21 protein-coding genes are annotated in these 21,748 nt (G+C 70.1%); 3 read left to right on the top strand and 18 right to left on the bottom strand.

The annotated features are described in order from the left end of the window. From ACZ4RZ_RS30450 to ACZ4RZ_RS30395, 12 genes are all read right to left on the bottom strand, one after another. Positions 1 to 463, bottom strand: a 463-nt coding sequence (locus tag ACZ4RZ_RS30450; protein ID WP_467749392.1) for an ABC transporter substrate-binding protein, incomplete at its 3' end; no start/stop codon positions are given. A 225-nt stretch (positions 464 to 688) separates the two neighbouring features. Further along, a complete protein-coding gene (locus tag ACZ4RZ_RS30445) occupies positions 689 to 2,044 on the bottom strand; it encodes a sulfate adenylyltransferase subunit 1 (RefSeq protein ID WP_467749390.1) in 1,356 nt (451 codons plus the stop codon). Positions 2,045 to 2,046: 2 nt separating this feature from the next. Further along, positions 2,047 to 2,997, bottom strand: coding sequence for a sulfate adenylyltransferase subunit CysD (gene cysD / locus ACZ4RZ_RS30440; protein ID WP_467749388.1), 951 nt, complete (start codon positions 2,995 to 2,997; stop codon positions 2,047 to 2,049). Next, positions 2,994 to 3,566 carry an adenylyl-sulfate kinase gene (cysC, locus tag ACZ4RZ_RS30435; RefSeq protein ID WP_467749386.1) on the bottom strand — a complete coding sequence of 191 codons (573 nt, stop codon included), beginning with the start codon at positions 3,564 to 3,566 and terminating at the stop codon, positions 2,994 to 2,996. The genes cysD and cysC overlap by 4 nt, the downstream gene beginning before the upstream one ends. Beyond that, positions 3,563 to 4,273, bottom strand: a complete 711-nt coding sequence (locus ACZ4RZ_RS30430; protein WP_467749384.1) for a phosphoadenylyl-sulfate reductase — start codon at positions 4,271 to 4,273, stop codon at positions 3,563 to 3,565. The genes cysC and ACZ4RZ_RS30430 overlap by 4 nt, the downstream gene beginning before the upstream one ends. Next, entirely contained in the window at positions 4,270 to 4,449 is a 180-nt protein-coding gene (locus ACZ4RZ_RS30425) for a hypothetical protein (protein WP_467749382.1), read from the bottom strand. Before ACZ4RZ_RS30425 ends, ACZ4RZ_RS30430 begins: the two co-directional genes overlap by 4 nt. After that, positions 4,446 to 6,140 carry a nitrite/sulfite reductase gene (locus tag ACZ4RZ_RS30420; RefSeq protein WP_467749380.1) on the bottom strand — a complete coding sequence of 565 codons (1,695 nt, stop codon included), beginning with the start codon at positions 6,138 to 6,140 and terminating at the stop codon, positions 4,446 to 4,448. The genes ACZ4RZ_RS30425 and ACZ4RZ_RS30420 overlap by 4 nt, the downstream gene beginning before the upstream one ends. A 135-nt stretch (positions 6,141 to 6,275) precedes the next feature. Then, complete coding sequence (locus ACZ4RZ_RS30415; RefSeq protein ID WP_309486338.1) at positions 6,276 to 6,359, bottom strand: putative leader peptide; 84 nt, start codon at positions 6,357 to 6,359, stop codon at positions 6,276 to 6,278. A 139-nt stretch (positions 6,360 to 6,498) separates the two neighbouring features. Further along, complete coding sequence (locus tag ACZ4RZ_RS30410) at positions 6,499 to 7,071, bottom strand: GNAT family N-acetyltransferase (protein ID WP_467749378.1); 573 nt, start codon at positions 7,069 to 7,071, stop codon at positions 6,499 to 6,501. A gap of 94 nt (positions 7,072 to 7,165) precedes the next feature. Beyond that, on the bottom strand, positions 7,166 to 8,527 hold the full coding sequence (locus tag ACZ4RZ_RS30405) for a hypothetical protein (protein ID WP_467749376.1): 1,362 nt from the start codon (positions 8,525 to 8,527) through the stop codon (positions 7,166 to 7,168). Positions 8,528 to 9,052: 525 nt separating this feature from the next. After that, positions 9,053 to 10,351: a GAF domain-containing protein gene (locus ACZ4RZ_RS30400; RefSeq protein WP_467749374.1), complete on the bottom strand. Its 1,299-nt coding sequence runs from the start codon at positions 10,349 to 10,351 to the stop codon at positions 9,053 to 9,055. 266 nt (positions 10,352 to 10,617) lie between these two features. Further along, the gene (locus tag ACZ4RZ_RS30395) at positions 10,618 to 12,252 is read right to left on the bottom strand and encodes an acyl-CoA dehydrogenase family protein (protein WP_467749372.1); all 1,635 of its coding nucleotides are present in this window, start codon (positions 12,250 to 12,252) and stop codon (positions 10,618 to 10,620) included. A gap of 17 nt (positions 12,253 to 12,269) precedes the next feature. Between ACZ4RZ_RS30395 and ACZ4RZ_RS30390 the strand changes: the two genes are divergently transcribed. Continuing rightward, positions 12,270 to 13,439 (top strand): YihY/virulence factor BrkB family protein, encoded by a 1,170-nt coding sequence (locus ACZ4RZ_RS30390; RefSeq protein ID WP_467749370.1) that lies wholly within the window; start codon positions 12,270 to 12,272, stop codon positions 13,437 to 13,439. Positions 13,440 to 13,448: 9 nt separating this feature from the next. Here the strand turns inward: ACZ4RZ_RS30390 and ACZ4RZ_RS30385 are convergent, their stop codons facing one another. Next, positions 13,449 to 14,291: an NmrA family NAD(P)-binding protein gene (locus ACZ4RZ_RS30385; protein WP_467749368.1), complete on the bottom strand. Its 843-nt coding sequence runs from the start codon at positions 14,289 to 14,291 to the stop codon at positions 13,449 to 13,451. 104 nt (positions 14,292 to 14,395) lie between these two features. On the opposite strand from ACZ4RZ_RS30385, the gene ACZ4RZ_RS30380 reads away from it, so the two are divergent. Both ACZ4RZ_RS30380 and ACZ4RZ_RS30375 read left to right on the top strand, forming a co-directional pair. After that, positions 14,396 to 15,331: an AraC family transcriptional regulator gene (locus ACZ4RZ_RS30380; protein ID WP_467749367.1), complete on the top strand. Its 936-nt coding sequence runs from the start codon at positions 14,396 to 14,398 to the stop codon at positions 15,329 to 15,331. 10 nt (positions 15,332 to 15,341) lie between these two features. Next, positions 15,342 to 16,028, top strand: a complete 687-nt coding sequence (locus tag ACZ4RZ_RS30375) for a helix-turn-helix domain-containing protein (RefSeq protein WP_467749365.1) — start codon at positions 15,342 to 15,344, stop codon at positions 16,026 to 16,028. On the opposite strand, the gene ACZ4RZ_RS30370 is transcribed toward ACZ4RZ_RS30375, so the two are convergent. The 5 genes from ACZ4RZ_RS30370 to ACZ4RZ_RS30350 form a co-directional block, all read right to left on the bottom strand. Beyond that, positions 16,011 to 16,412, bottom strand: a complete 402-nt coding sequence (locus ACZ4RZ_RS30370; protein ID WP_467749364.1) for a VOC family protein — start codon at positions 16,410 to 16,412, stop codon at positions 16,011 to 16,013. The two genes, ACZ4RZ_RS30375 and ACZ4RZ_RS30370, sit on opposite strands and share 18 nt — an antisense overlap. 407 nt (positions 16,413 to 16,819) lie before the next feature. Next, positions 16,820 to 18,430, bottom strand: a complete 1,611-nt coding sequence (locus ACZ4RZ_RS30365; RefSeq protein ID WP_467749362.1) for a glycoside hydrolase family 43 protein — start codon at positions 18,428 to 18,430, stop codon at positions 16,820 to 16,822. Continuing rightward, the gene (locus tag ACZ4RZ_RS30360) at positions 18,427 to 19,341 is read right to left on the bottom strand and encodes a carbohydrate ABC transporter permease (protein ID WP_467749361.1); all 915 of its coding nucleotides are present in this window, start codon (positions 19,339 to 19,341) and stop codon (positions 18,427 to 18,429) included. Before ACZ4RZ_RS30360 ends, ACZ4RZ_RS30365 begins: the two co-directional genes overlap by 4 nt. Continuing rightward, the gene (locus ACZ4RZ_RS30355) at positions 19,341 to 20,225 is read right to left on the bottom strand and encodes a carbohydrate ABC transporter permease (protein WP_467749360.1); all 885 of its coding nucleotides are present in this window, start codon (positions 20,223 to 20,225) and stop codon (positions 19,341 to 19,343) included. Before ACZ4RZ_RS30355 ends, ACZ4RZ_RS30360 begins: the two co-directional genes overlap by 1 nt. Before the next feature lie 11 nt (positions 20,226 to 20,236). Then, entirely contained in the window at positions 20,237 to 21,571 is a 1,335-nt protein-coding gene (locus ACZ4RZ_RS30350; protein WP_467749358.1) for an ABC transporter substrate-binding protein, read from the bottom strand. Positions 21,572 to 21,748 lie beyond the last annotated feature (177 nt).

Genomic DNA, 21,748 nt, shown 5'->3' with positions numbered 1-21,748 from the left:
CCTTGACGTCCTTCAGGGACTTGATCTTCTTCGGGTTGACCACGAGCTTCACACCGCCGGACGCCGAACCGCCGATGATGCGCAGGTTCTTGCCGGCGGACTTGGTGTAGCCGTTGATCGCCGGGGAAGGGCCGATCCAGCCGATGTCGATGGAGCCCGAGTTCAGCGCCTCGATCTCGGAGGGCCCGGCGTTGAAGGTCTGGTACTTCGCCTCGGTGGCGCCGAGCTCCTTCTGGAAGAAGCCCTTCTGGTTGCCGACCAGTGCGGTGGCGTGCGTCAGGTTGCCGAAGTAGCCGATCTTCACGGAGTCGAGACCGTCGATCTTCTTCGACCCGGCGGCGACCTTCGCCTTGGTGTCGTCCTTGGCGTCGGAGCCGTAGCTGCAAGCGGCGAGGGCGAGGAGGGGGAGTGTCACGGCGGCGGCTATGCCACGACGAACAAGCGTGGAGCGGATGGCAGGCACGGGAGGTGTTCCTCTCGTTGGCCCGGCGGTCACGAACTCTCAGGTCGTGGCCGGGAAGTCGGCAGGTCTTCGTTTTCGCAGGCGGTGGGGGGTGAGGGCGCGCAAGCAGTGCGCGTACGTCATCGCGCACATCGCGCCACTCCGCCCTGCCCGCTGCCGAGGGCGCCGCTGCCGACGCGGCCGCCCTCCTTCGCGAACGTGGAGTAGAAGTCGGTGGACGTCATGTCAGAAGTCCCACCCGTCGTCGTCGCCCTCGTCCTTGACCGGTTCCGGCGACGCGAACGACTCGCCGACCATGCCCGCGGTGAGCGTGGTGCCGTCGGCCGGGTCGATCAGGATGAACGCGCCGGTGCGGCGGGAGTCGGCGTACGAGTCGAGCGGCAGCGGCTCGGCGGTACGGATCTTGACGCGGCCGATGTCGTTGGCGACCAGCCGGCCCGGGTGCGGGTGCAGGGAGAGGTCGTCCAGCGTCAGCCGGGACGGGATGTCCTTGACGATCGCCTTGACCGTGCGGGTGCCGTGCTTGAGCAGCACGCGGTGGCCGACGGTGAGCGGCTGGTCGGCCACGTGGCAGACGGTCGCCTCGACGTCCTGGGTCGTGGGCGGCGCGTCCTTGCTCGGCACGATCAGGTCGCCGCGCGAGATGTCGATGTCGTCCTCCAGCAGGAGGGTCACCGACTGCGGGGTCCAGGCCACATCGACCGGCTTGCCCAGCAGGTCGATTCCGGCGATCTTCGTTGTACGACCGGAGGGCAGGACCGTGACCTCGGAGCCGACGCGGAAGGTACCGGCCGCGATCTGACCGGCGTAACCCCGGTAGTCGGGGTGCTCGGAGGTCTGCGGGCGGATCACGTACTGCACGGGCAGCCGGGCGTGGCAGTGCCCCAGGTCGTGGCTGACGGGCACGGTCTCCAGGTGCTCCAGGACCGTCGGACCGCCGTACCAGTCCATGTTCGCGGAGGCTTCCACCACGTTGTCACCGGCGAGCGCCGAGATCGGGATCGCGGTGATCTCGGGGACGCCCAGCTCGGAGGCGTACGCCGTGAACTCCTCGGCGATCGTGGCGAAGACGGACTCCTGGTAGTCGACGAGGTCCATCTTGTTGACCGCGAGGACGACGTGCGGGACGCGCAGCAGCGCGGCGACGGCGGCGTGCCGGCGGGTCTGCTCGATGACGCCGTTGCGCGCGTCCACGAGGACGACGGCCAGGTCGGCGGTGGAGGCGCCGGTGACCATGTTCCGGGTGTACTGCACGTGCCCGGGGGTGTCGGCCAGGATGAAGCGGCGGCGGGCGGTGGCGAAGTAGCGGTACGCGACGTCGATGGTGATGCCCTGTTCACGCTCGGCGCGCAGGCCGTCGGTGAGGAGGGCGAGGTCGGGCGCGTCCTGGCCGCGGCTGGCGGACACTCGCTCGACGGCCTCCAGCTGGTCCGTCAGGACCGACTTCGAGTCGTGCAGCAGACGTCCGACGAGTGTGGACTTGCCGTCGTCGACGGAGCCCGCGGTCGCGAAGCGGAGCAGGGTGGTGGCCGACAACTGCTCGACCGACAAGGGCTCGGTGGGTTCGGTGGTGCTGGTCATGTCTAGAAGTACCCCTCGCGCTTGCGGTCTTCCATCGCGGCCTCGGACATCTTGTCGTCGGCGCGGGTGGCGCCGCGCTCGGTCAGGCGCGACGCGGCGATCTCGGCGATGACGGCGTCCAGCGTGGTCGCGTCGGAGTCGACGGCGCCCGTGCAGGACATGTCGCCGACGGTCCGGTAGCGGACGAGCCGCTTCTCGACCGTCTCGCCGTCCTTCGGGCCGCCCCACTCACCGGCGGTCAGCCACATGCCGGACCGCTTGAAGACCTCACGGTCGTGCGCGAAGTAGATCTCGGGCAGTTCGATGCCCTCGCGGGCGATGTACTGCCACACGTCGAGTTCGGTCCAGTTGGACAGCGGGAAGACGCGGACGTGCTCGCCGGGGGCGTGGCGGCCGTTGTAGAGCTGCCACAGTTCGGGGCGCTGGCGGCGCGGGTCCCACTGGGAGAACTCGTCGCGCAGCGAGAAGACGCGCTCCTTCGCCCGGGCCTTCTCCTCGTCGCGGCGTCCGCCGCCGAAGACGGCGTCGAAGCGCTCGGACTGGATCTTCTCGGTGAGCGGCACCGTCTGCAGCGGGTTGCGGGTGCCGTCCGGGCGCTCGCGGAGCTTGCCCGCGTCGATGTAGTCCTGCACGGAGGCGACGTGCAGGCGCAGGCCGTGCTTCTTCACGGTGCGGTCGCGGTACTCCAGGACCTCGGGGAAGTTGTGCCCGGTGTCCACGTGCAGCAGCGAGAAGGGGACCGCCGCGGGGGCGAACGCCTTCAGCGCGAGGTGCAGCATGACGATGGAGTCCTTGCCGCCGGAGAAGAGGATCACCGGCCGCTCGAACTCGCCCGCGACCTCGCGGAAGATGTGGACGGCCTCGGACTCCAGCGCGTCCAGGTGCGACAGCGCGTACGGGCTGGACTCCTCGGAATTACCGGCTGCCTCGGAGACAGTGGCTGCGGTCGTCATGCGAGACCCCTCTCGGTGAGCAGCGCATGCAGCGCGGCCGCGGACTCCTGCACGGTCTGGGTGTGCGACTCGATCCGCAGATCGGGCGACTCGGGCTCCTCGTAGGGGTCGTCGACGCCGGTGAGACCGGAAATCTCGCCAGCGGCCTGCTTGGCGTACAGGCCCTTCACATCGCGTACGGAGCACACCTCGACCGGGGTGGCCACGTGGACCTCGATGTACGGCGTGCCGCCCGTCTGGTGGCGCCCGCGCACCGCCTCACGGCTGTCCGCGTAGGGCGCGATCACCGGGACGAGCGCCTTGACTCCGTTGCGCGAGAGCAGTTCGGCGAGAAATCCGATGCGCTGTACGTTCGTGTCGCGGTCCTCGCGCGAGAAGCCGAGACCCGACGAGAGGAACTCGCGGATCTCGTCGCCGTCGAGCACCTCGACGCGGTGGCCTTCCTCGCGCAGCCGGCCGGCCAGCTCGTACGCGATGGTGGTCTTGCCGGCACTCGGCAGACCCGTGAGCCAGACGGTGGCTCCGGTCGTCACTTGCTGCTCCTGAGAAATCTGAGTGGTCGTGGTCATCCGTGCAGCCCGCACTCGGTCTTCGCGCGGCCCGCCCAGCGGCCGGCGCGCGCGTCCTCGCCCTCCAGCACACGCCGGGTGCAGGGCGCGCAGCCGACGGAGGTGTAACCGTCCATCAGCAGCGGGTTGGTGAGGACCCCGTGCTCGGCGACGTACGCGTCCACGTCGTCCTGCGTCCAGCGGGCGATCGGCGAGATCTTGACCTTCTGCCGCTTCTCGTCCCAGCTGACGACCGGGGTGTTCGCCCGGGTCGGGGACTCGTCGCGGCGCAGCCCGGTCGCCCACGCGTCGTACTTGGTCAGGCCCTCTTCGAGGGGCTTGACCTTGCGCAGCGCGCAGCACAGGTCGGGGTCGCGGTCGTGCAGCTTGGGGCCGTACTCGGCGTCCTGCTCGGCCACCGTCTGGCGCGGGGTGAGCGTGATGACGTTGACGTCCATCACGGCCTCGACCGCGTCGCGGGTGCCGATGGTCTCCGGGAAGTGGTAGCCGGTGTCGAGGAAGACGACGTCCACACCGGAGAACGCGCGGGACGCGAGGTGGGCGACCACCGCGTCTTCCATGGAGGAGGTCACGCAGAACTTCTTGCCGAAGGTGTCGGCGGCCCACTGGAGGATCTCCAGGGCGGAGGCGTCCTCCAGGTCGCGCCCCGCCTGCTCGGCGAGGCTCTTCAAGTCCTCGCCCGTACGCTCTTCCTGAATGGTCGTCATATCTCTGCCCCTCCACGGTCACCCTGCTGAAGACCCCGGGCGAGCAGCCCGAGGAACTTCAGCTGGAAGGCTCGATTGCACGCCGCGCATTCCCACGCGCCGTGGCCCTGCTCGCTCGGACGAAGGTCCTCGTCACCGCAGTAGGGGCAGTAGAAGGGTGCGGCCCGCTCGCTCATGACAGCGACTCCTCGCCGGCGCGCGAGGCCCAGGTGGCGAAGCGCTCGCCGTCCTCGCGCTCCTCCTGGAAGCGCTTCAGGACCCGCTCGATGTAGTCGGGCAGCTCCTCCGAAGTGACCTTCAGGCCACGGACCTTGCGGCCGAAACCGGCCTCCAGGCCCAGCGCTCCGCCGAGGTGCACCTGGAAGCCCTCGACCTGCTCACCCTGGTCGTTGAGGACCAGCTGGCCCTTGAGACCGATGTCCGCGACCTGGATACGGGCGCAGGCGTTCGGGCAGCCGTTGATGTTGATGGTGATGGGCTCTTCGAACTCGGGGATGCGGCGCTCGAGTTCATCGATCAGCGAAGCACCGCGCGCCTTGGTCTCGACGATCGCGAGCTTGCAGTACTCGATGCCGGTGCAGGCCATCGTGCCGCGCCGGAAGGGGGAGGGCTTGACGGTCAGGTCGAGCGCCTCCAGGCCCTCGACGAGCGAGTTGATCTGCTCCTCGTCGACATCGAGGACGATCATCTTCTGCTCGACGGTGGTGCGCAGGCGGCCCGAGCCGTGCGCCTCGGCCAGCTCGGCGATCTTCGTGAGGGTGGCGCCGTCCACACGGCCTACGCGCGGGGCGAAGCCGACGTAGTAGCGGCCGTCCTGCTGCCGGTGCACACCGACGTGGTCGCGCCAAGTGGCGACCGGCTGGTCGGGCGCGGGGCCGTCGACGAGCTTCCGCTTCAGGTACTCGTCCTCCAGGACCTGGCGGAACTTCTCGACACCCCAGTCGGCCACCAGGAACTTCAGACGGGCGCGGGTGCGCAGCCGCCGGTAGCCGTAGTCGCGGAAGATCGAGATGACGCCCTCGTAGACGTCCGGGACCTCGTCCAGCGGGACCCAGGCGCCCAGGCGCTGACCGATCTTCGGGTTGGTGGAGAGGCCGCCGCCGACCCAGAGGTCGAAGCCGGGGCCATGCTCCGGGTGGTTCACGCCGACGAAGGCGACGTCGTTGATCTCGTGCGCCACGTCGAGCAGCGGCGAGCCGGAGATCGCGGACTTGAACTTGCGGGGCAGGTTCGAGAAGTCCTTGTTGCCGATGATCCGGCGGTGGATCTCGTCGATGGCCGGGGTGCCGTCGATGATCTCGTCCTCGGCGATCCCGGCGACGGGCGAGCCGAGGATGACGCGGGGCGTGTCGCCGCAGGCCTCGGTCGTGGACAGGCCCACGGCCTCCAGGCGCTCCCAGATCTCCGGGACGTCCTCGATGCGGATCCAGTGGTACTGGACGTTCTGACGGTCGGTGAGGTCGGCGGTGCCGCGCGCGAACTCCTGCGAGATCTCGCCGATGACGCGCAGCTGCTCGGTGGTCAGCCGGCCGCCGTCGATGCGGACGCGCAGCATGAAGTACTTGTCGTCCAGCTCCTCGGGCTCCAGGATCGCGGTCTTGCCGCCGTCGATCCCGGGCTTGCGCTGGGTGTACAGACCCCACCAGCGCATCCGGCCGCGCAGGTCGTTGGGGTCGATCGAGTCGAAGCCCCGCTTGGAGTAGATCGTCTCAATGCGTGTCCGCACATTGAGACCGTCGTCGTCCTTCTTGAACTGTTCGTTGCCGTTGAGCGGGGTGAAGTGACCCACGGCCCACTGACCCTCGCCGCGGTGACGGCTCACCTTGCGGCGCGGCGCGGCGGCGGGATTCTGCGGGGTGGCGGCCATGGTTGCTACGTCCTTCGAGACTGCGGGACAGATCTGTCAGCGGCTCTGACCTGCGCATACGGGCGCATACGGATGTATGGGCGCGTCACTGCGCAAGGCTCGCAAAAGGGAAAGGGTCGGGCGGTGCTGGGCTGGTCAGCTCGCCGGACAGATGGCGCTGGACATGCGGCCGAGGTCGACGTGCCGCCGACTCACCAAGGCAATTCCAGTTCCAGACATGACGGAAGCGTGTCACGGGGATCTCGGGCCAGTCCACCGTCATCCATCATGTGGACACCCTTGTCCCGAATCGCGAGACAAGGGTGTCGTCGGTCACACGGCCGGGCCTCCGACCGTACCGAATCGGGCCATCAGCAGGTCAGACCGTCCGCGCCCCAGGCCAGGGGCCCGGTGTGGCCACGTCCGCCTCCTCCTCGACCTTGGTGTCGAAGAGCTTGAAGCCGCGCCGCAGGTAGTTGTCCATCGCGTGCTCCCCGTCCTTGCTGCAGGTATGCAGCCAGACCCGCTTGGTCTCGGCCCGCCCCGGCCAGCGCTCGGCCAGGTCCCAGGCCCGCGCGACGCCGCACGAGAGGAGGTGTCCGCCGATGCGGCGTCCCCGGAAGGCGGGGATCAGCCCGAAGTAGACGATCTCCACGACGCCGTCGTCCTGGGGGTCCAGCTCGACATAGCCCGCGGGCGTCCCCTTGTCGTAGGCGACCCAGGTCTCCGCGCCCGGCCTCTCCAGCGCCTCCTGCCACTGTGCGTACGTCCAGCCGAGCCGGTCCGACCAGCGGATGTCCCCGCCGACCGACGTGTACAGGAAGCGACTGAACTCGGGCGAGGGGACCTCGGCACGCACGATCCGGACGTCCCCGTCGGGTGCGATCGCCGGGAGCAGGTCGGTCGGGGCCGTCTGCTCCAGGGACCAGGTGGTCACGGTGAGGTTGCTCATGCGGGCCAGGGAACCATGGGGGCGGGTGCGTCTCCAAAAGCAGCTGCCGGGGCTCGCCGGGTGCCCTTCCCGGAGAGCCCCGGCAGCTGGGTGCCTACTCCAGCGAGCCGTCGACGGAGGACAGCGGGACGGCGTACAGCACACGCTCCGCGCCCGCGCCGGCCCCCGTCCCGGTCAGCGTCCACAGCTCGCCCGTCTCCTGCCAGTAGGAGAGGGACTCGGCGCCCCGGCCCCAGCACGCGTGCGACCGGTCCGCGGTGCAGGTGGCCGCCTTGGCGCCGTGCTCGGTCTGCCGCCAGAGGGTGTCGTGCCGGGTGCCGCTGTCGGGTTGGCCGACGTACCAGTCGGCCCTGCGCGCGCCGCTCGGCGTGTGCGAGAGAGCGCCGGACAGACCGGCGGCTTTGGTCTCGTAGGCCTCGACGGCGTCGACGTACCCCTGGTGGTCGGCGAGCAGGCCCGGGCGGTAGGCCGCGGTGCTGTAGGAGTACCGCCAGACTCGGGCCCGCTCCGCACCGTCGGACGTGGACCGCTCGGTCGCGACCAGGCTGTCCGGCGTCGAGGTGCGGTCCAGGGAGAGGGAGCCGAAACAGGGGACCGCGCGAGCGTGCCCGGCGCCGCACGCGCCGCCGGGCACGTCGTACGAGCCGATGGCCGGGAGCACGTACTGGTAGCCGTCCGCCGAGTAGCCGCCGCTCACCCTGCCGACGGCGCCGCTGTTCACGTCCGCCTTCAGGATGCGGTGCATGTCGAAGACGAGCAGGCCCGCGCCGTGCGCGGCGGTGACGATCAGCTTGTCCTGATACCAGACCATGCCGCCCAGGTCGGAGGGGACCGCTGCGAAGTCCTTGCCGCCGTCGCGCGGGGCGACGAGCAGGACCCAGTCGTACGTGAGGGCGTGCGGGTCGGTCGCGTCGACGAAGGCGATTCGGGCCAGGCCCTCGTCCCGGGTAGGCGCGGCGGCCTGCTCGTCGTGGTGTGTCCAGCCGGTCAGGAGCACCCGGTGCTCGCCCCACTGGCCGTCGTCGTCGGCGTCGCCCGAAGTGGTGACGGACCGCGGCTGCCACTGCGAGGTCTTCGCGTCACCGCTCTCCCAGCAGTACGCGCGCGTGGCCGTCGGCTCGACCGGAAGCGCGGCGCGCTCGCCGGCGGCGCAGTCGGCCTCGTCGCGCATCGAGCGGTCGGCGCTGCTGAGGACGCCGTCGACGCCGACGTTTCCGCCCATGTCCTTGGTGAGCGTGTCGAGGGTGTCCCGGGCGACCAGGTTCTCGTGGAGGCGCAGCTTGCCGGTCGCGGCCGCCGAGGTGAGCGGGGTCAGGCCGCCCGGGGTGCCGCTGCCCGTGGCCTGGGAGGTGCTGATCAGGGTGGCGGCTGCGGTGAGCGCGAGGGCGGTTCCGGTCAGGGTGGCGCGCAGCGCCTGTCCCCTTCTACGACGACGGTGCCTGCCGCGGTGCTTCATGCGTCCTCCCGAGGAAGGCCAACTGCCTCTCATGCTCTGGGCGTTGACGGAGAGACGGGTGGGGTGGCCTGTGAGGGGATGCTACGGCAGAGACCGGCGGGCCTGGTCGAAGACCCCGGAACACGCTCACGAAATACGCACGTGACGGCACTCGTCGGGTGCGGGAGGGGTTCTTTCGCCCCCGCCGCCCCTACCCGTCCCATCCTCCTGGGGCTCCGCCCCAGACCCCCGCCAGGGGCGCTGCCCCGTGGCCCCCTGCCCGGGGCTCCGCGCCTGGCCCCCTGCCCGGGGCTCCGCGCCTGGCCCCCTGCCCGGGGCTCCGCGCCTGGCCCCCTGCCCGGGGCTCCGCGCCTGGCCCCCCGCCCGGGGCTCCGCCCCTGGACCCCGCCCGGGGCTCCGCCCCTGGCCCTCTACCCACCCTTGCGCCCTCTGGCCCCCTGCCCAGGCTGTTGTCCTATCGGCCCTTGCCCAGGCCCCTTCAGGGGCCCCACGGAATCTCCCCGCGCCGCCCGAACGCCCCCGTTCTCAAACCTCCGACGGGCTGGAGGCCCCCGCCCGCGCCCCCACCACCGCCGGTGCCGTCGAGTGCGGCAGGAGGTGCAGTGGGTTGCTCGGGAGGAGGACCTCGATCTCCACCTCCTCGCGGTAGCGGTAGGGGCGGTGGTCGAGGAGGCCTGTGAGGCGTCGGCGCAGGCGGGAGAGTTCGGCGCGGACGGTCACCGTGCGGGTCGGGTCGTCGAAGAGGTCGAGCGCGAGTTGGGCCGCGCTGCGGCCGTGGCGGTGCACGGCGAGGATGTAGAGCAGCTCGGCGTGGCGTGGGGTGAGATCCTGTGCCCAACTGCCCGCCGCGCCGGTGATGGTGGCGCACGGGCGCCGGGGTTCGGTGAGGTCGAGCACCACACGGCTTGCGCATCCGGAGGTCTCGGTCTCCGTGACCCGTAGCAGCCAGCCGCCGGGCATCGGCTCCGCGACGCACGTCCCGAGGGAGGGCAGCCAGACCCGGCCCGCGCCGAGAGAGCCGGGCAGCGCGACCCGGTCGACGGACGGCATCCCCGTGACGGCCGCGAGCCAGCCGTTCGTGTCCACCACCAGCGCCTTGCCGCCCAGCCGGCACAGGATGGGCGCGGCCACCGCGCGCAGCCGCTCGATGGCCGTCAGATGCCTGTTGCGCAGTTCGCTTTCGGCCAGCTGGGACACCGAGTCGACCAGAGCGAGCGTGGCCGGGTGAAAGGTGCTGTCCGGGCCGCTGACGTCGATGATGCCGAGCAGCCGCCCGTCGCGCGGGTCGTGCACCGGCGCGGCGGCGCAGGTCCAGTCGTGCAGCGTGCGCACGAAGTGCTCGGCCGAGTGCACCTGGACCGGTGCCCCCGCCGTCAACGCCGTACCGATCGCGTTGGTGCCCGTCGTGTCCTCGCTCCAGGCGGCGCCCTCCTCCAGACAGATGGTGTCGGCCCGGCGCAGCACCCCCGCGTTGCCCTCGCGCCACAGCACCCGGCCCTCCGGGTCCGTGACCACCATGATCTGCAGGGACGCGTCGGCGACCGAGCCCAGCCCGCCACTGAGGACCGGCAGCACATCGGCGAGGGCGGTGGATGTACGGCGATGTTCGAGTTCGTCCGTCTGCAACAGCTCGCTGTCCGTGCTTTGTTCGGGATCGACTCCGAAACGTTTCACTCGCTGCCATGACTGACCGATAACCGGCCGGGGAGCGATCGGGGAGCGTTCGCCTCTGAGCGTCGCGGCCCAGGTTTCCTGGAGACGCCGGACCGTTTCGGACGCGTCCGGCGGGGCAAAACGGGCGGGGTTGAATGATGTGGTCTTCACAGGGCACTCCCCAAACCAGTACCGCGTACGAGCTGTGACGCCGCCGTCACCCCACATCGTGCCTGCTCTCGGCCCGGGACGCCGGAAGTTCGCACAAGGAGCACAAACGAATGCAACGGTCTGCAACTCTCGCCAACGGTCACAAGGTTCCTTGAAACTGACAACGACGTCGCCTGCGCGGCGTCCGAGCTCCTCAAACGGGGCCAGCAAGCGGGGGTGGTGCCGTGTCGGCGCAGCACCACCCCCGCCTCGGCCCCGGCGAAGCCTCACGACACCGGCCGCGCCCGTTCCACCACCGTGGCCAGATCCAGACTGTGCGGCAGCGTGCCGAAGGCGGAGCCCCAGTCCCCGCCCAGCCGTGAGGCGCAGAACGCGTCGGCGACCTCCGGGGGCGCGTACTGGACGAGCAGAGACCCCTGCAGCACCGTCGCGATGCGCTCGACGAGGCGGCGGGCGCGCCCCTCGATGCCGTCCAGATCGGCGAGTTCGGCCAGCAGGTTCTTGATGGCCCCGTCGAGGCGGTGGTCGGCGCCCCGGGCCCGGCCCACCTCCCGCAGATAGGCGTCGAGCGCCCCCGGCTCCCGCTGCAGCGCGCGCAGCACGTCCAGCGCCTGCACATTGCCCGCGCCCTCCCAGATGGAGTTGAGCGGCGACTCGCGCAGCAGCCGGGGCATGCCGGACTCCTCGACATACCCGTTGCCGCCCAGGCACTCCAGCGCCTCCACCGCCACCGGCGTGCACCGCTTGGTCACCCAGTACTTGGCGGCCGGCACCGCGAGCCGCAGGAACGCCCGCTCCTGCTCACTGCCGTCGTCGTACGCGGCGGCCAGCCGCAGCGCGAGCGTCGTCGCCGCCTCCGACTCCAGTGCCAGGTCCGCCAGCACGTTCCTCATCAGCGGTTTGTCGATGAGCTTGCCGCCGAACGCCTCGCGGTAGGTGCTGTGGTGGACGGCCTGCGCGACGGCCTGCCGCATCAGTGAGGCGGAGCCGAGCACACAGTCGAGCCGGGTCGCCGCGACCATCTCGATGATGGTGCGCACCCCGCGCCCCTCGTCCCCGACCCGGCGCGCCCAGGTACCGTCGAACTCGACCTCGCTCGACGCGTTCGACTTGTTGCCGAGCTTGTCCTTGAGCCGCTGGATGCGGAATACGTTGCGGGTGCCGTCCGCCAGGACGCGCGGGACGAGGAAGCAGGTGAGCCCGCCGGGAGCCTGCGCGAGCACCAGGAAACCGTCCGACATCGGCGCCGAGCAGAACCACTTGTGGCCGGTCAGCTCGTACGTCCCGTCCTCGGCGAGCGGTCGCGCCTCCGTCGTATTGGCGCGTACGTCGCTGCCGCCCTGCTTCTCCGTCATGCCCATCCCGAAGAGCACGCCGGCCTTTTCGGAGGCGGGCCGCAGCCCCGGGTCGTAGACCGTGGACGTCAGCCGCGGCTCCCACTCGGCGGCCAGCGCCGGGTCGGTGCGCAGCGCGGGCACCGCCGCGTGGGTCATCGACAGCGGGCAGCCATTGCCCGCCTCGACCTGCGTCCAGATCACGAAGGCGGCCGCGCGCCTGAGGTGTCCGCCGGGGCGCGACCAGGCCGCGGTGAGCCCCGCCGACACGCCCTTGCCGAGCAGGCGGTGCCAGGCGGGATGGAACTCGACCTCGTCGATCCGGTTGCCGTAGCGGTCGTGCGTGCGCAGTTTGGGCGGGTTCTCGTTGGCCAGTACCCCCCACTCCTGCACCTGCGCGGAACCGGACGTGCGTCCGAGCATCGACAGTTCTTCGCGCGCCTCGTCCAGGAGCTCTGGATCGAGATGCCGGTCGACCGCCTCTACGAGGGCCCGGTCGGCGGCGAATACGTCATATCCGACCAGGGGCGGAGCCTGGTTGGTCACGGTGTGGGTGCTGGCTGCCATACGGATACGGTAAGGACGTGCACCAGGCAAAAGAAACACCTGAACGGCCTCCCTCGGGCCGCTTTCACCGCGCTCGCGCGCTGTACCGGAACGTATCGAAGCGCAGGACCGCCTGGCTGCTGCTCAAGGACACCGTCAACTCGTGCATGGAGTACCGGATCCTGGGTCTGGCGGCCGAGGCCGCCTTCTTCACGCTGTTGTCCGTGCCGCCACTGCTGCTGAGCCTCATCGGCCTGCTCGGATACGTCGACGACTGGACCGGCGCCGACACGATCGCCAGCCTGGAGTCCAACATCCTCGAAGCGTCCCGCACGGTCCTCACCGAGAAGGGCGTGCACCAGATCGCCGAGCCGATCCTGCACGACGTGATGAAGGGCGGCCGCCCCGACATCATCTCCCTCGGCTTTCTGTTCGCCCTGTGGTCGGGCTCCCGCGCGGTGAACGTCTTCATCGACACGATCACCGTGATGTACGGCCTCGACGGCACCCGCGGGATCGTGAGGACCCGCGTGATGTCGTTCCTGCTCTTCATCGTGGCGCTGCTGATCGGCTCGGTCGCGCTGCCGCTGATGGTGGCGGGCCCGGACGCGGTGGTGAACGTCGTGCCGTGGTCGACGACCGTCGTACAGATCCTGTACTGGCCCGTCGTCATCGTGCTGTCGGTCGTCTTCCTCACGACGCTCTACCACGTGTCCGTTCCGGTGCGCTCTCCGTGGGTCGAGGACGTGCCGGGTGCCCTGGTGGCCCTCGCCATGTGGGTGCTCGGCAGCTTCCTGCTCCGCATCTACCTGACCAACACCGTCGAGGGCCCCACGATCTACGGCTCGCTCGCCGCGCCCGTCGCCGTCCTGCTGTGGATCGGCGTGTCCGCGTTCGCGGTCCTGGTCGGCGCCGCCGTCAACGCCGCCATCGACCGCGTCTGGCCGGCCGCCGCCACGGCCGCCGCCCGCGCCGCGAACGAGCGGCTGCGGGAGGAGCAGGCGGCCGAGTACGTCGCCCGCGCGGCCGCCGCCCGCACGTACGACGCCGACATCGACCCCGACGACCCGGACATGCCCTCCGAGTTCCCGGAGCGCTGGTCGCGCTTCCTGCCCCCGGAGGACGTGACGTCCCGGCTGCGCACGCATGCGAAGAGCACGCATCACCATCCGCACCGGAACGGGGACGCACCGCCTCCGGGGGAGTGACAGCGGGCGTCACGCCTTCCAGACTCCGGCTGCCGCGGCCTCCCGCGCGAAATCCGTGAAGTCGCGAGGCTCGCGGCCCAGGACCTGCTGGACGCCGTCCGACAGGTAGGAGTTGCGGCCGTCGAGGAGGCTCTCGAAGAGCTCGACGAGGAATTCGACCTCCTCGGGAGGCACCCCGAACCCTGCCAGGTTGTCGCCGTACTGGCGCGCGGTCACCGGGGTGTACGTCAGCTCACTGCCCGTCGCCGCGGAGATCTCCGCGACCGCCTCGCGGAAGGTCAGCAGCCGGGGGCCCGAGATGGCGAGATCCTGGCCGACGTACTGGTCGCCGGACGTGAGCGCGGCCACCACGACGTCCGCGATGTCCCGCACGTCGATGAACGGCTCGCGCACCTCACCGGCAGGGAAGACCAGCTCTCCGTGCTGCAGCCCCTCCACCAGCGGACCCTCGCTGAAGTTCTGCGCGAACCAGGCGGCCCGTACGACCGTCCAGTCCGCGCCCGACGCCTTCAGCGCCTCCTCGGTGGGCCGGGCCCGCTCCTCGCCCCGCGACGACAGCAGCACGAGCCGCCGTACGCCGTGATCGACCGCCTGCCGCCCGAGAGCGCCGATGGCCGAGGCGGCCTGGGGGGAGCCGACGTCGGTGGGGTGGACGAGATATGCCGCGTCGGCGCCCCGCAGGGAGTCCGCCCATGTCGTGGGGTTGTCCCAGTCGAAGCCCTGGGCGCGGGACGCGGCCCGCACCGTGAGACCGGCCGCCCGAGCGGCCTCCGCGACCCGGCGCCCTGTCCGCCCCGAAGCCCCTGTGACCAGTACCGTCATGTCGTGCGTACGTGCCGTGTTGTCCGTCATGCAGCCAGTGAACTGCCGTGCCCGGCAAGGGACCATCGCTGAACGGCTCATTCCCATAAGCGCACGTCTACGACAGGGTCGGGGAGGGCGTTTACGCTGACGCCATGGACGCACTCGCAGGCCTGTTGGAGGGTCCACGCGCGCGTGGCGCCTTCATGATCCGTGCGTGCTTCGACCCGCCGTGGTGCGTACGCGTCGAGGACCGCGCCCCCCTGACGATCATGCTGGTGGTCCGCGGTGACGCCTGGGTCGTACCGGACGGCGGAGAGCCGGTGCGGCTGCGGGCGGGCGACCTGGCCATCGCGCGCGGCCCGGACGCGTACATCTGCGCCGACGACCCGGCGACCGCGCCGCAGGCCGTGATCCTGCCGGGCGGCGAGTGCACCTACCCCGACGGACGTTCCCTCAAGGGCCACTGGGACCTCGGCGTACGCAGCTGGGGCGACCGGCTGGACGGCTCCACGGTGCTGCTGATCGGGACGTACATGATGCAGGGCGAGGTCAGCGGCAGGCTGCTGGACGCCCTGCCTCCGCTCCTCTCTCTCACCTCGGACGTGTGGGAGTGCCCGCTGACGCCGATCCTCGCCGAGGAGATGGTGCGCGACGAGCCCGGGCAGGAGGTCGTCCTCGACCGGCTGCTCGACCTGCTGATGATCGCCGCGCTGCGGGCCTGGTTCTCCCGCCCCGAGGCCGCGGCCCCGGCCTGGTACCAGGCTCTCGCCGACCCCGTCGTGGGCCGGGTGCTGCGGCTCCTGCAGGACGACCCGGCACACCCCTGGACGGTGGCGACCCTCGCCGCCAAGGCCGGGGTCTCGCGGGCCGCCCTGGCCCGCCGCTTCAGCGAACTCGTGGGCGAGCCCCCGATGACCTATCTGACCGGCTGGCGCCTGGCCCTGGCCGCCGACCGCCTGCGTGAAACGGACGACACCCTCGACTCGATCGCCCGGCACGTCGGCTATGGCAGCGCGTTCGCGCTCTCCAGCGCGTTCAAGCGGGTGTACGGGGTCAGTCCACAGGAACACCGGACGCGGGCGGCGTAGCCTGACGGACGTGTACGAGGAGCGTGCGTCCAGGCTCGCGGGCGCGGTGGTGTGGTCCCGTTCGATCGCCGGTCCGTCGGTGGCGGCCGTCCTGCCCGACGGCTGCATGGATCTGCTGTGGACCGAGGGGCGGCTGCTGATCGCCGGTCCTGACACACGGGCATACGTTCCCGACGGTGTGCCCGGTGGCTGGGCGGGCGTCCGCTTCTACCCCGGTACGGCGCCCGCGTGGCTGGGCACACCCGCGGATGAACTCCGCGACCGACGCATCGAGTTGGCCGACCTGTGGCCCGCCGCGCGGGTACGGCGCCTCACGGAGAAGGTCGACGGGGCCGCAGATCCTGTGAGCGCCCTCGAAGAAGTGGCCCTGGAGCGTGCGGCGGACGCGGACCCCCCGGACCCGCTGCTGCGGGGCGTCGTCGCGGCCCTTGACGCGGGCCGCCCGGTCGCCGCGGTTGCCGATGAACTGGGCCTGAGCGCACGGCAGTTGCACCGCCGCTCGCTGGCCGCGTTCGGCTACGGGCCGAAGATGCTGGCCCGGGTGCTGCGGCTGCAGCGGGCCCTCGCGCTCGCACGGGGCGGGGTGCCCCTCGCGGAGACGGCGGCCCGCGCCGGGTTCGCGGACCAGGCCCATCTTGCGCGGGACGTACGGGAGTTGGCGGGGAGGCCGGCGCGAGAGCTACTGGGTCTGCGGTAGCCGCGCGAAGAGGTCGACGCCGTTGCCGTCCGGGTCGTGCACGACCGCGTACCGCATGCCCCAGAAGGCGTCCCACGGCTTGAGCTCGCCGTGATGACCGGCGCCGACCAGGTCGTCGTACACGGAGTCGACCTCCGCCGGACTGTCGCAGAGGAAGGCGAGGGACACCCGGCCGCCGCCGTTCGGGGGCTGCCACCCGGCGTGGAACGACCGAACCGTCTCCTCCGTGTCGAGCGCGAGGCGCAGCCCACCGGGGAGCTCGGCCTCGACGTGCGGCTGGTCTTCACTGCCCTCGGGGAAGGCGAGCCCCAGGCGGCGGTAGAAGGCGAGGGACGCGGTCATGTCGGAGACGACGAGGCCGATCACATCGAATCGTGGAGTCATGAGGTCACGGTAGGCAGGGGGCGTGGGGTGAGTCTTGAACGAATCGGACGCGGCAGGGTGCCCTACGAGGTTTTTCGCTCCCTCCGTCCCTACCCGTCCCGTACCTGCGGGGCACCCCCCAGACCCCCCCGTATCGCGCTTCGCGCTCGTCCTCAAATGCCGGAGGGGCCAAGAATTCAGCCCCTCCGGCGTTTGAGAAGCGGGGGTTTGGGGGCGGAGCAAAATCTCCGGGCCTGCCGCCCGAGGGCCCTCGAAAGTTTCGCGTCGCGCTGCTCGCACAAGGTCGAAGAGAGCGCCGGACGGTAAGCGCTTCCTACACTAAGCCCGCCTCAACACGGCGTGAAGAGGCCGGAATTCGCAGGATCACACCGGTCAGGACTTTCGAAACCTCGAACAGTGAAAGGAGGTCACCCGGGCGGCGCGCACGTGAGTCGGAAGGCGGTGAAGTCGGCGGCGAAGGTGGCCTCGACGAGGTCATGGGCGCGGATGCCGGCGAACGCGCCGGTGAAGCGCAGCTTGGATCCGTAGTCGTCGGACAGGCGGCTGAAGTCGAGCGGCGGCCCGACTGGAGTGCGCACCCCGTCCCGGAGGAACCAGAACCGCGCGTCGGCACCGTCGACGGTCACGCCCAACGTGACCGGGGCTCCCTCGTCGACGTCGACAAGGGCCACTTGGCGCAGGCCCTCCTCGTCCCGTTCCTGGAGGCTGAGCACGGTCCGTCCGGTGCCCTGCCACTGCTGGCCGCGCTGCGGCTCCCCCTCGGGCTCGGCCCAGGTCAGGTCGAGGGCGAGATAGGACTCAGTGTTGTACCAGAGCACCAGTCCCGCGGCCTGGGTGAAGGTGCGGGGGCCGGCCTCGACGGTGACCTCGGCCTCCGCCCGGTGCTCGGTGATGCGCCGGGCGAGCAGGCTCTGCGCCCACAGGGACTCGGGACCGTGACGGCCGCGCAGCCGGATCCAGCCGGGGCGGGCGGTGGTGTCCGCCCAGGACGGATCGGCGTACTCGCGCAGTGTGCTCCACGGCCAGGACAGTGGGTCGGGCTCGGTGGCGGGTGGCGACGGCCGGGTGTCGGGATGGGCCGTTACGTCGACCTCGACCGCGGGGTGCCAGCCCCCTTGGCGCAGCCGGGGCCAGCCGTCGGCGTCCCAGGTCACGGCCTGGATCGCGGTCTCACGGCCGAGCGTGCACCGAGGGCCGTCCGCGGTCCGCAGCGGGCGGGCCGTCAGATGGCTCAGGAACCACTCGCCGTTCTGCGTCTCGACCAGCTCCGCGTGTCCGGCCTTCTGCAGCGGGACTTCAGGGTCGTCCCGCGTCGTCAGCAGGGGGCGGCTGTCGAGCTCGTACGGCCCGGTGAGGGCGCGGCTGCGCGCCACCAGAACCCCGTGCTCAAAGCCCGTACCGCCCTCGGCGAGCACCAGGTAGTACCAGCCGTCCCGCTTCAGCAGTTTGGGCCCCTCGATGAGGCGTTCGTGCTGGAGGAGCAGGTGCGTGTCGCCGACCGGGGCGAGGTCGCCGCGGTCCAGCTCCGTCAGGACGATGCCCGCGAAGCGCTGTCCCCCGGGGCGGTGATCGCTCTGCATGTTGAGCAGCCACAGGCGGCCCCCGTGGTGGCAGAGGGCGGGGTCGAAGCCGTGGCCCGCAACCCGTCGCGGAGCCGTCCACTTCCCGCTGACGTCGGTGGCGGTCGTGACGTACGTGTCCAGGTCGAAGTAGGCGGTGCCGACCGAGCGCACGATCGCGTAGACCATCCAGAACCGCTCGCCGTCCCAGCTCAGCGACGGCGCCCAGATGCCGCCCGAGTCGGGGACCCCGGCCAGGGAGTCGCCCGGGACCGCGCCTCGTACATGCCCCGCGTACTCCCAGTGCGCCAGGTCCCGGGAGCGGTGGATCGGAATCGTGGGGAACCACTCGAAGGAGCTGGTGGCCACGTAGTACCACTCGCCGACCCGGACCAGCGAGGGATCGGGGGCGAAGCCGCGGATGACGGGGTTGTGCGCGACGGTCCGGGGTTCGGTCACTTGAGGGCTCCCAGCGTGACGCCGGTGCGCCAGTAGCGGCGCATCGCGGTCATCATGATGGCCATCGGCACGATGGACAGCAGCGCTCCGGTCAGGACGAGGCTGGTCAGGTCGACGCCGGACTCCAGCCGTTTGCCGGTCCAGTTGTACAGGCCGATGTTGAGGGTCCAGTTGTTCTCGCCGCGCAGTACGGTCAGCGGGAGGAAGAACGCGTTCCAGGTGTTCACGAAGGCGAGCAGGAACACGGTGGCGCCGCCCGTGGTCATCATCCGCAGCACGATGCTGACGAAGATCCGCAGCTCCCCGGCGCCGTCCAGGCGGGCCGCCTCCAGCAGTTCGTAGGGGATCGTGGCCTCGGTGTAGACCTTGGCCAGGTACACGCTGAACGGGTTGATCAGACACGGGATGAGCATGGCCCAGGGGGTGTCGACCAGGCCGATGGACGAGAACAGCAGATACAGCGGGAGGGTCAGCAGGGCGAGCGGGATCAGGAAGGATCCCACGACGCACGCGAACACCGCATTGCGCCCCGGGAAGTCGAAGCGGGCCAGGCCGTATCCCGTGGCGAGGGCGATGAGGGTGCCGCCGAGGGAGCCGACTCCCGCGTACAGGAAGGAGTTGGCGGTCCAGCGCAGGAAGATGCCGTGCTCGTAGGTGAACAGCTGGTGCAGGTTGTCCCACAGGTGCATGCCGGAGAACCACAGGCCGTTGCTCTGGTACAGCCCGGTCCGGTCCTTGGTGGCGGCGACCATCAGCCAGTACACCGGGAAGAGGCTGTAGGCGCTGGCCAGGACCAGGCCGATCAGTATGAAGCGCTGGCCGCCGCGTCCGCGCGAAGCGCCTTCGGGGCGGGCGAGGCGGCGGACAGTACGGGTGGGGGGCCGCTCGATGCCCTTGTCGGTCAGCACCATCAGTCGGCCTCCTTCGAGGTCAGCCGGTAGAAGAGGAAGGAGGCGACGCCGAGGATGAGTGCGAGCAGCACCGACAGGGCCGCGGCGTAGTGGTAGTTGCCGGAGTTGAACGCCTGGTTGTAGATGATCATGATCGGGGTGAAGCTGTCGTCGACCGTCTGCGGAGTGACATTCCTGAACAGTGCGGGCTCGTTGAAGATCTGCAGCATCTGGATGATGGACAGCAGTCCGGTCAGTACCAGGGCGCCGCGGACGTACGGGATCTTGATGCTCAGCGCGATGCGCGCCTCGGAGGCGCCGTCGAGGCGCGCGGCCTCGAACAGCTCGCGGGGCACGCCCTGGAGCGCCGAGTAGATGATCACCATGTTGTAGCCGATGCCGTGCCAGGTGAGCAGGTTGCCGATGGACGGCCAGACCATCGAGGGTGCGAAGAAGTTCCAGTGGAAGCCGAAGAAGTCGCCCAATGGCGTCAGCGGGCCCACATCGGGGCTGTAGAGGTTGATCCACACGATGGCGGCGACCACCCCGGGGATCATGTACGGGATCAGCAGCAGGATGCGGAACCTGCTCGCCGCCCGTGCGGTGAGCGCGTCGAGGAGCAGGGCGAGCAGCAGGCTGATGGCGAGCATCGCCGGGATCTGCACGCAGGCGAACAGGAACACCCGCAGGACGGAGTTCATGAACGCCGAGTCGGTCAGGCCATGCTGGTAGTTGTCCAGGCCGACGAAGTTCTCCGTCGCGCCGCCGAGGCCGAGCCCGGACTGCTGCTCCAGGAACAGCGACTGGTAGACGGCGTAGCCGATCGGGACGAGATACAGGAAGACGAAGCCGAGCTGGAAGGGCACCGTGAAGGCGGCACCCTTCCAGCGCTGGGAGCGGATCATGCGGGGGTGCCTCAGCTCTTCACGCTGATGCCGCGGGACTTCAGGTCCTTGACCGTCCACTCCTGCATGTGTGCCAGCAGGTCGGTGACCTTCTCGTCCTTGTTGATGACCTTGGCCCAGCCGCTCTGCATCTCCGTGAACATGGCCGTCCAGTCCGGGCCGAAGGTCCAGTCCGTGGTGACCGTGCCCAGGCTGTCCGTCACGACCTTCTTGCCCGGCTCGTAGTTGTCCCCGAGCAGCTTGTCGGAGATCGCGTCGCCGACGTACGAGTCGCTGTCGGCCAGCGCGGGCATGACGCCGTTGCCGGTGGTCGGGCTCGCCATGGTCTTGACCGCGCCGGTGTTGGTGGACATCCACAGCGCCGCCTGGGAGGCCTGCTCCTGGCTCTTGCACTGCTTGGTCACCAGGGTCAGCCCGCCGCTCTGGTTGGTGCCGGCCGGGGTCTTGGCCGCCTCACCCTGGAACGTCGGCCACGGTGACAGTGCCCATTTCCCGTCGGACTTGGTGAAGTTCTGCACCATGCCGGCCATCTGCCAGGTGGAGATCTGCCGGGTCGCCGTGCCGCCGTTGTCGTAGTTGCGCTGTACGGCCGCGTAGTCGGCGAAGGAGAGCTTGGAGTTCAGGTCGTTGTCGATGATCTCCTGGATCACCTTCGCCGCCTTGAGAGTGCCCTCGTCCTGGAAGTTCACCTTCCACGCATTGCCGTCGATGCTGTACCAGTGCGCCCCGGCCTGCATGGCGAGCACCTCCAGGGTGCTCGGGTCCTCACCGGCGTAGTTGGTGACCTTGACGCCGTGTTTCTTCAGCACCTTGCCGGCGGCGATGAAGTCGTCCCAGGTCGCGGGCGCCTTCAGGCCGTACTTCTGGAAGATGTCGGTGCGGTAGATGGTGAAGGCGGGCGCGGAGCTGGTGGGAACGCCATAGACCTTGCCCTGCACCTGGGCACCGGCCCAGGCACCGGCGTTGAACTTGTCCTTGCTCGACTCGACGTACTTGGTGATGTCGGCGAGCGCCCCCTGCGAGACCCACGTGGTGACGTACTCGGCGGTGTTCTGCACCAGACAGGGCGCGTTGCCCGCCTTGACGGCGTTGGTCAGCTGCTTCTGCATGGTCAGCTGGTCGGTGACCTTCGTGTACTTGAGCTTGATGTCCTTGTGGCTGGCGTTGAAGGCCTTGACGACGGCCTCCTGGCCGTTGGCCCAGCCCCAGAGGGGGAGGGTGACCGGACCGGAGGACTTGGAGTCCTCCCCGGAGCCGGATCCGCCGCACGCGGTGAGCAGACCCGTCAGCGCGAGACCCGCGACTGCGGCACGGGCGAAGCTTCTCCTGGAGGTGATGGAGTTCATCTGACCGTGATCCTTCGGAATGTAGGCGTTCTCAGAACGAGAGGACGGCGGCTCGGTGTTGGCCAGGAACGGCGGCCGGGAAACCGGCGGTTCGCGGTTGCGTGGGGGACGGCCAAGCAGAAGCTGTAGTAAGCGGTTGCTGTGGACCGTAGGCCCATCGGTCAGCCCGGAGCAAGA

It is taken from the genome of Streptomyces sp. NPDC027189 (assembly GCF_055566975.1).
This window is presented reverse-complemented; position numbering and strand designations above follow the sequence as displayed.

What these genes read in the sequence shown, in the direction of transcription:
- ACZ4RZ_RS30410 (WP_467749378.1), bottom strand. Translation starts at nt 7,071, where the DNA reads ATGAGCAACCTCACCGTGACCACCTGGTCCCTGGAGCAGACGGCCCCG.
- ACZ4RZ_RS30350 (WP_467749358.1), bottom strand. Translation starts at nt 21,571, where the DNA reads ATGAACTCCATCACCTCCAGGAGAAGCTTCGCCCGTGCCGCAGTCGCG.
- ACZ4RZ_RS30420 (WP_467749380.1), bottom strand. Translation starts at nt 6,140, where the DNA reads ATGGCCGCCACCCCGCAGAATCCCGCCGCCGCGCCGCGCCGCAAGGTG.
- ACZ4RZ_RS30370 (WP_467749364.1), bottom strand. Translation starts at nt 16,412, where the DNA reads ATGACTCCACGATTCGATGTGATCGGCCTCGTCGTCTCCGACATGACC.
- ACZ4RZ_RS30395 (WP_467749372.1), bottom strand. Translation starts at nt 12,252, where the DNA reads ATGGCAGCCAGCACCCACACCGTGACCAACCAGGCTCCGCCCCTGGTC.
- ACZ4RZ_RS30355 (WP_467749360.1), bottom strand. Translation starts at nt 20,225, where the DNA reads ATGATCCGCTCCCAGCGCTGGAAGGGTGCCGCCTTCACGGTGCCCTTC.
- cysD (WP_467749388.1), bottom strand. Translation starts at nt 2,997, where the DNA reads ATGACGACCGCAGCCACTGTCTCCGAGGCAGCCGGTAATTCCGAGGAG.
- ACZ4RZ_RS30385 (WP_467749368.1), bottom strand. Translation starts at nt 14,291, where the DNA reads ATGACGGACAACACGGCACGTACGCACGACATGACGGTACTGGTCACA.
- ACZ4RZ_RS30430 (WP_467749384.1), bottom strand. Translation starts at nt 4,273, where the DNA reads ATGACGACCATTCAGGAAGAGCGTACGGGCGAGGACTTGAAGAGCCTC.
- cysC (WP_467749386.1), bottom strand. Translation starts at nt 3,566, where the DNA reads ATGACCACGACCACTCAGATTTCTCAGGAGCAGCAAGTGACGACCGGA.
- ACZ4RZ_RS30405 (WP_467749376.1), bottom strand. Translation starts at nt 8,527, where the DNA reads ATGAAGCACCGCGGCAGGCACCGTCGTCGTAGAAGGGGACAGGCGCTG.
- ACZ4RZ_RS30360 (WP_467749361.1), bottom strand. Translation starts at nt 19,341, where the DNA reads ATGGTGCTGACCGACAAGGGCATCGAGCGGCCCCCCACCCGTACTGTC.
- ACZ4RZ_RS30425 (WP_467749382.1), bottom strand. Translation starts at nt 4,449, where the DNA reads ATGAGCGAGCGGGCCGCACCCTTCTACTGCCCCTACTGCGGTGACGAG.
- ACZ4RZ_RS30415 (WP_309486338.1), bottom strand. Translation starts at nt 6,359, where the DNA reads ATGTCTGGAACTGGAATTGCCTTGGTGAGTCGGCGGCACGTCGACCTC.
- ACZ4RZ_RS30380 (WP_467749367.1), top strand. Translation starts at nt 14,396, where the DNA reads ATGGACGCACTCGCAGGCCTGTTGGAGGGTCCACGCGCGCGTGGCGCC.
- ACZ4RZ_RS30445 (WP_467749390.1), bottom strand. Translation starts at nt 2,044, where the DNA reads ATGACCAGCACCACCGAACCCACCGAGCCCTTGTCGGTCGAGCAGTTG.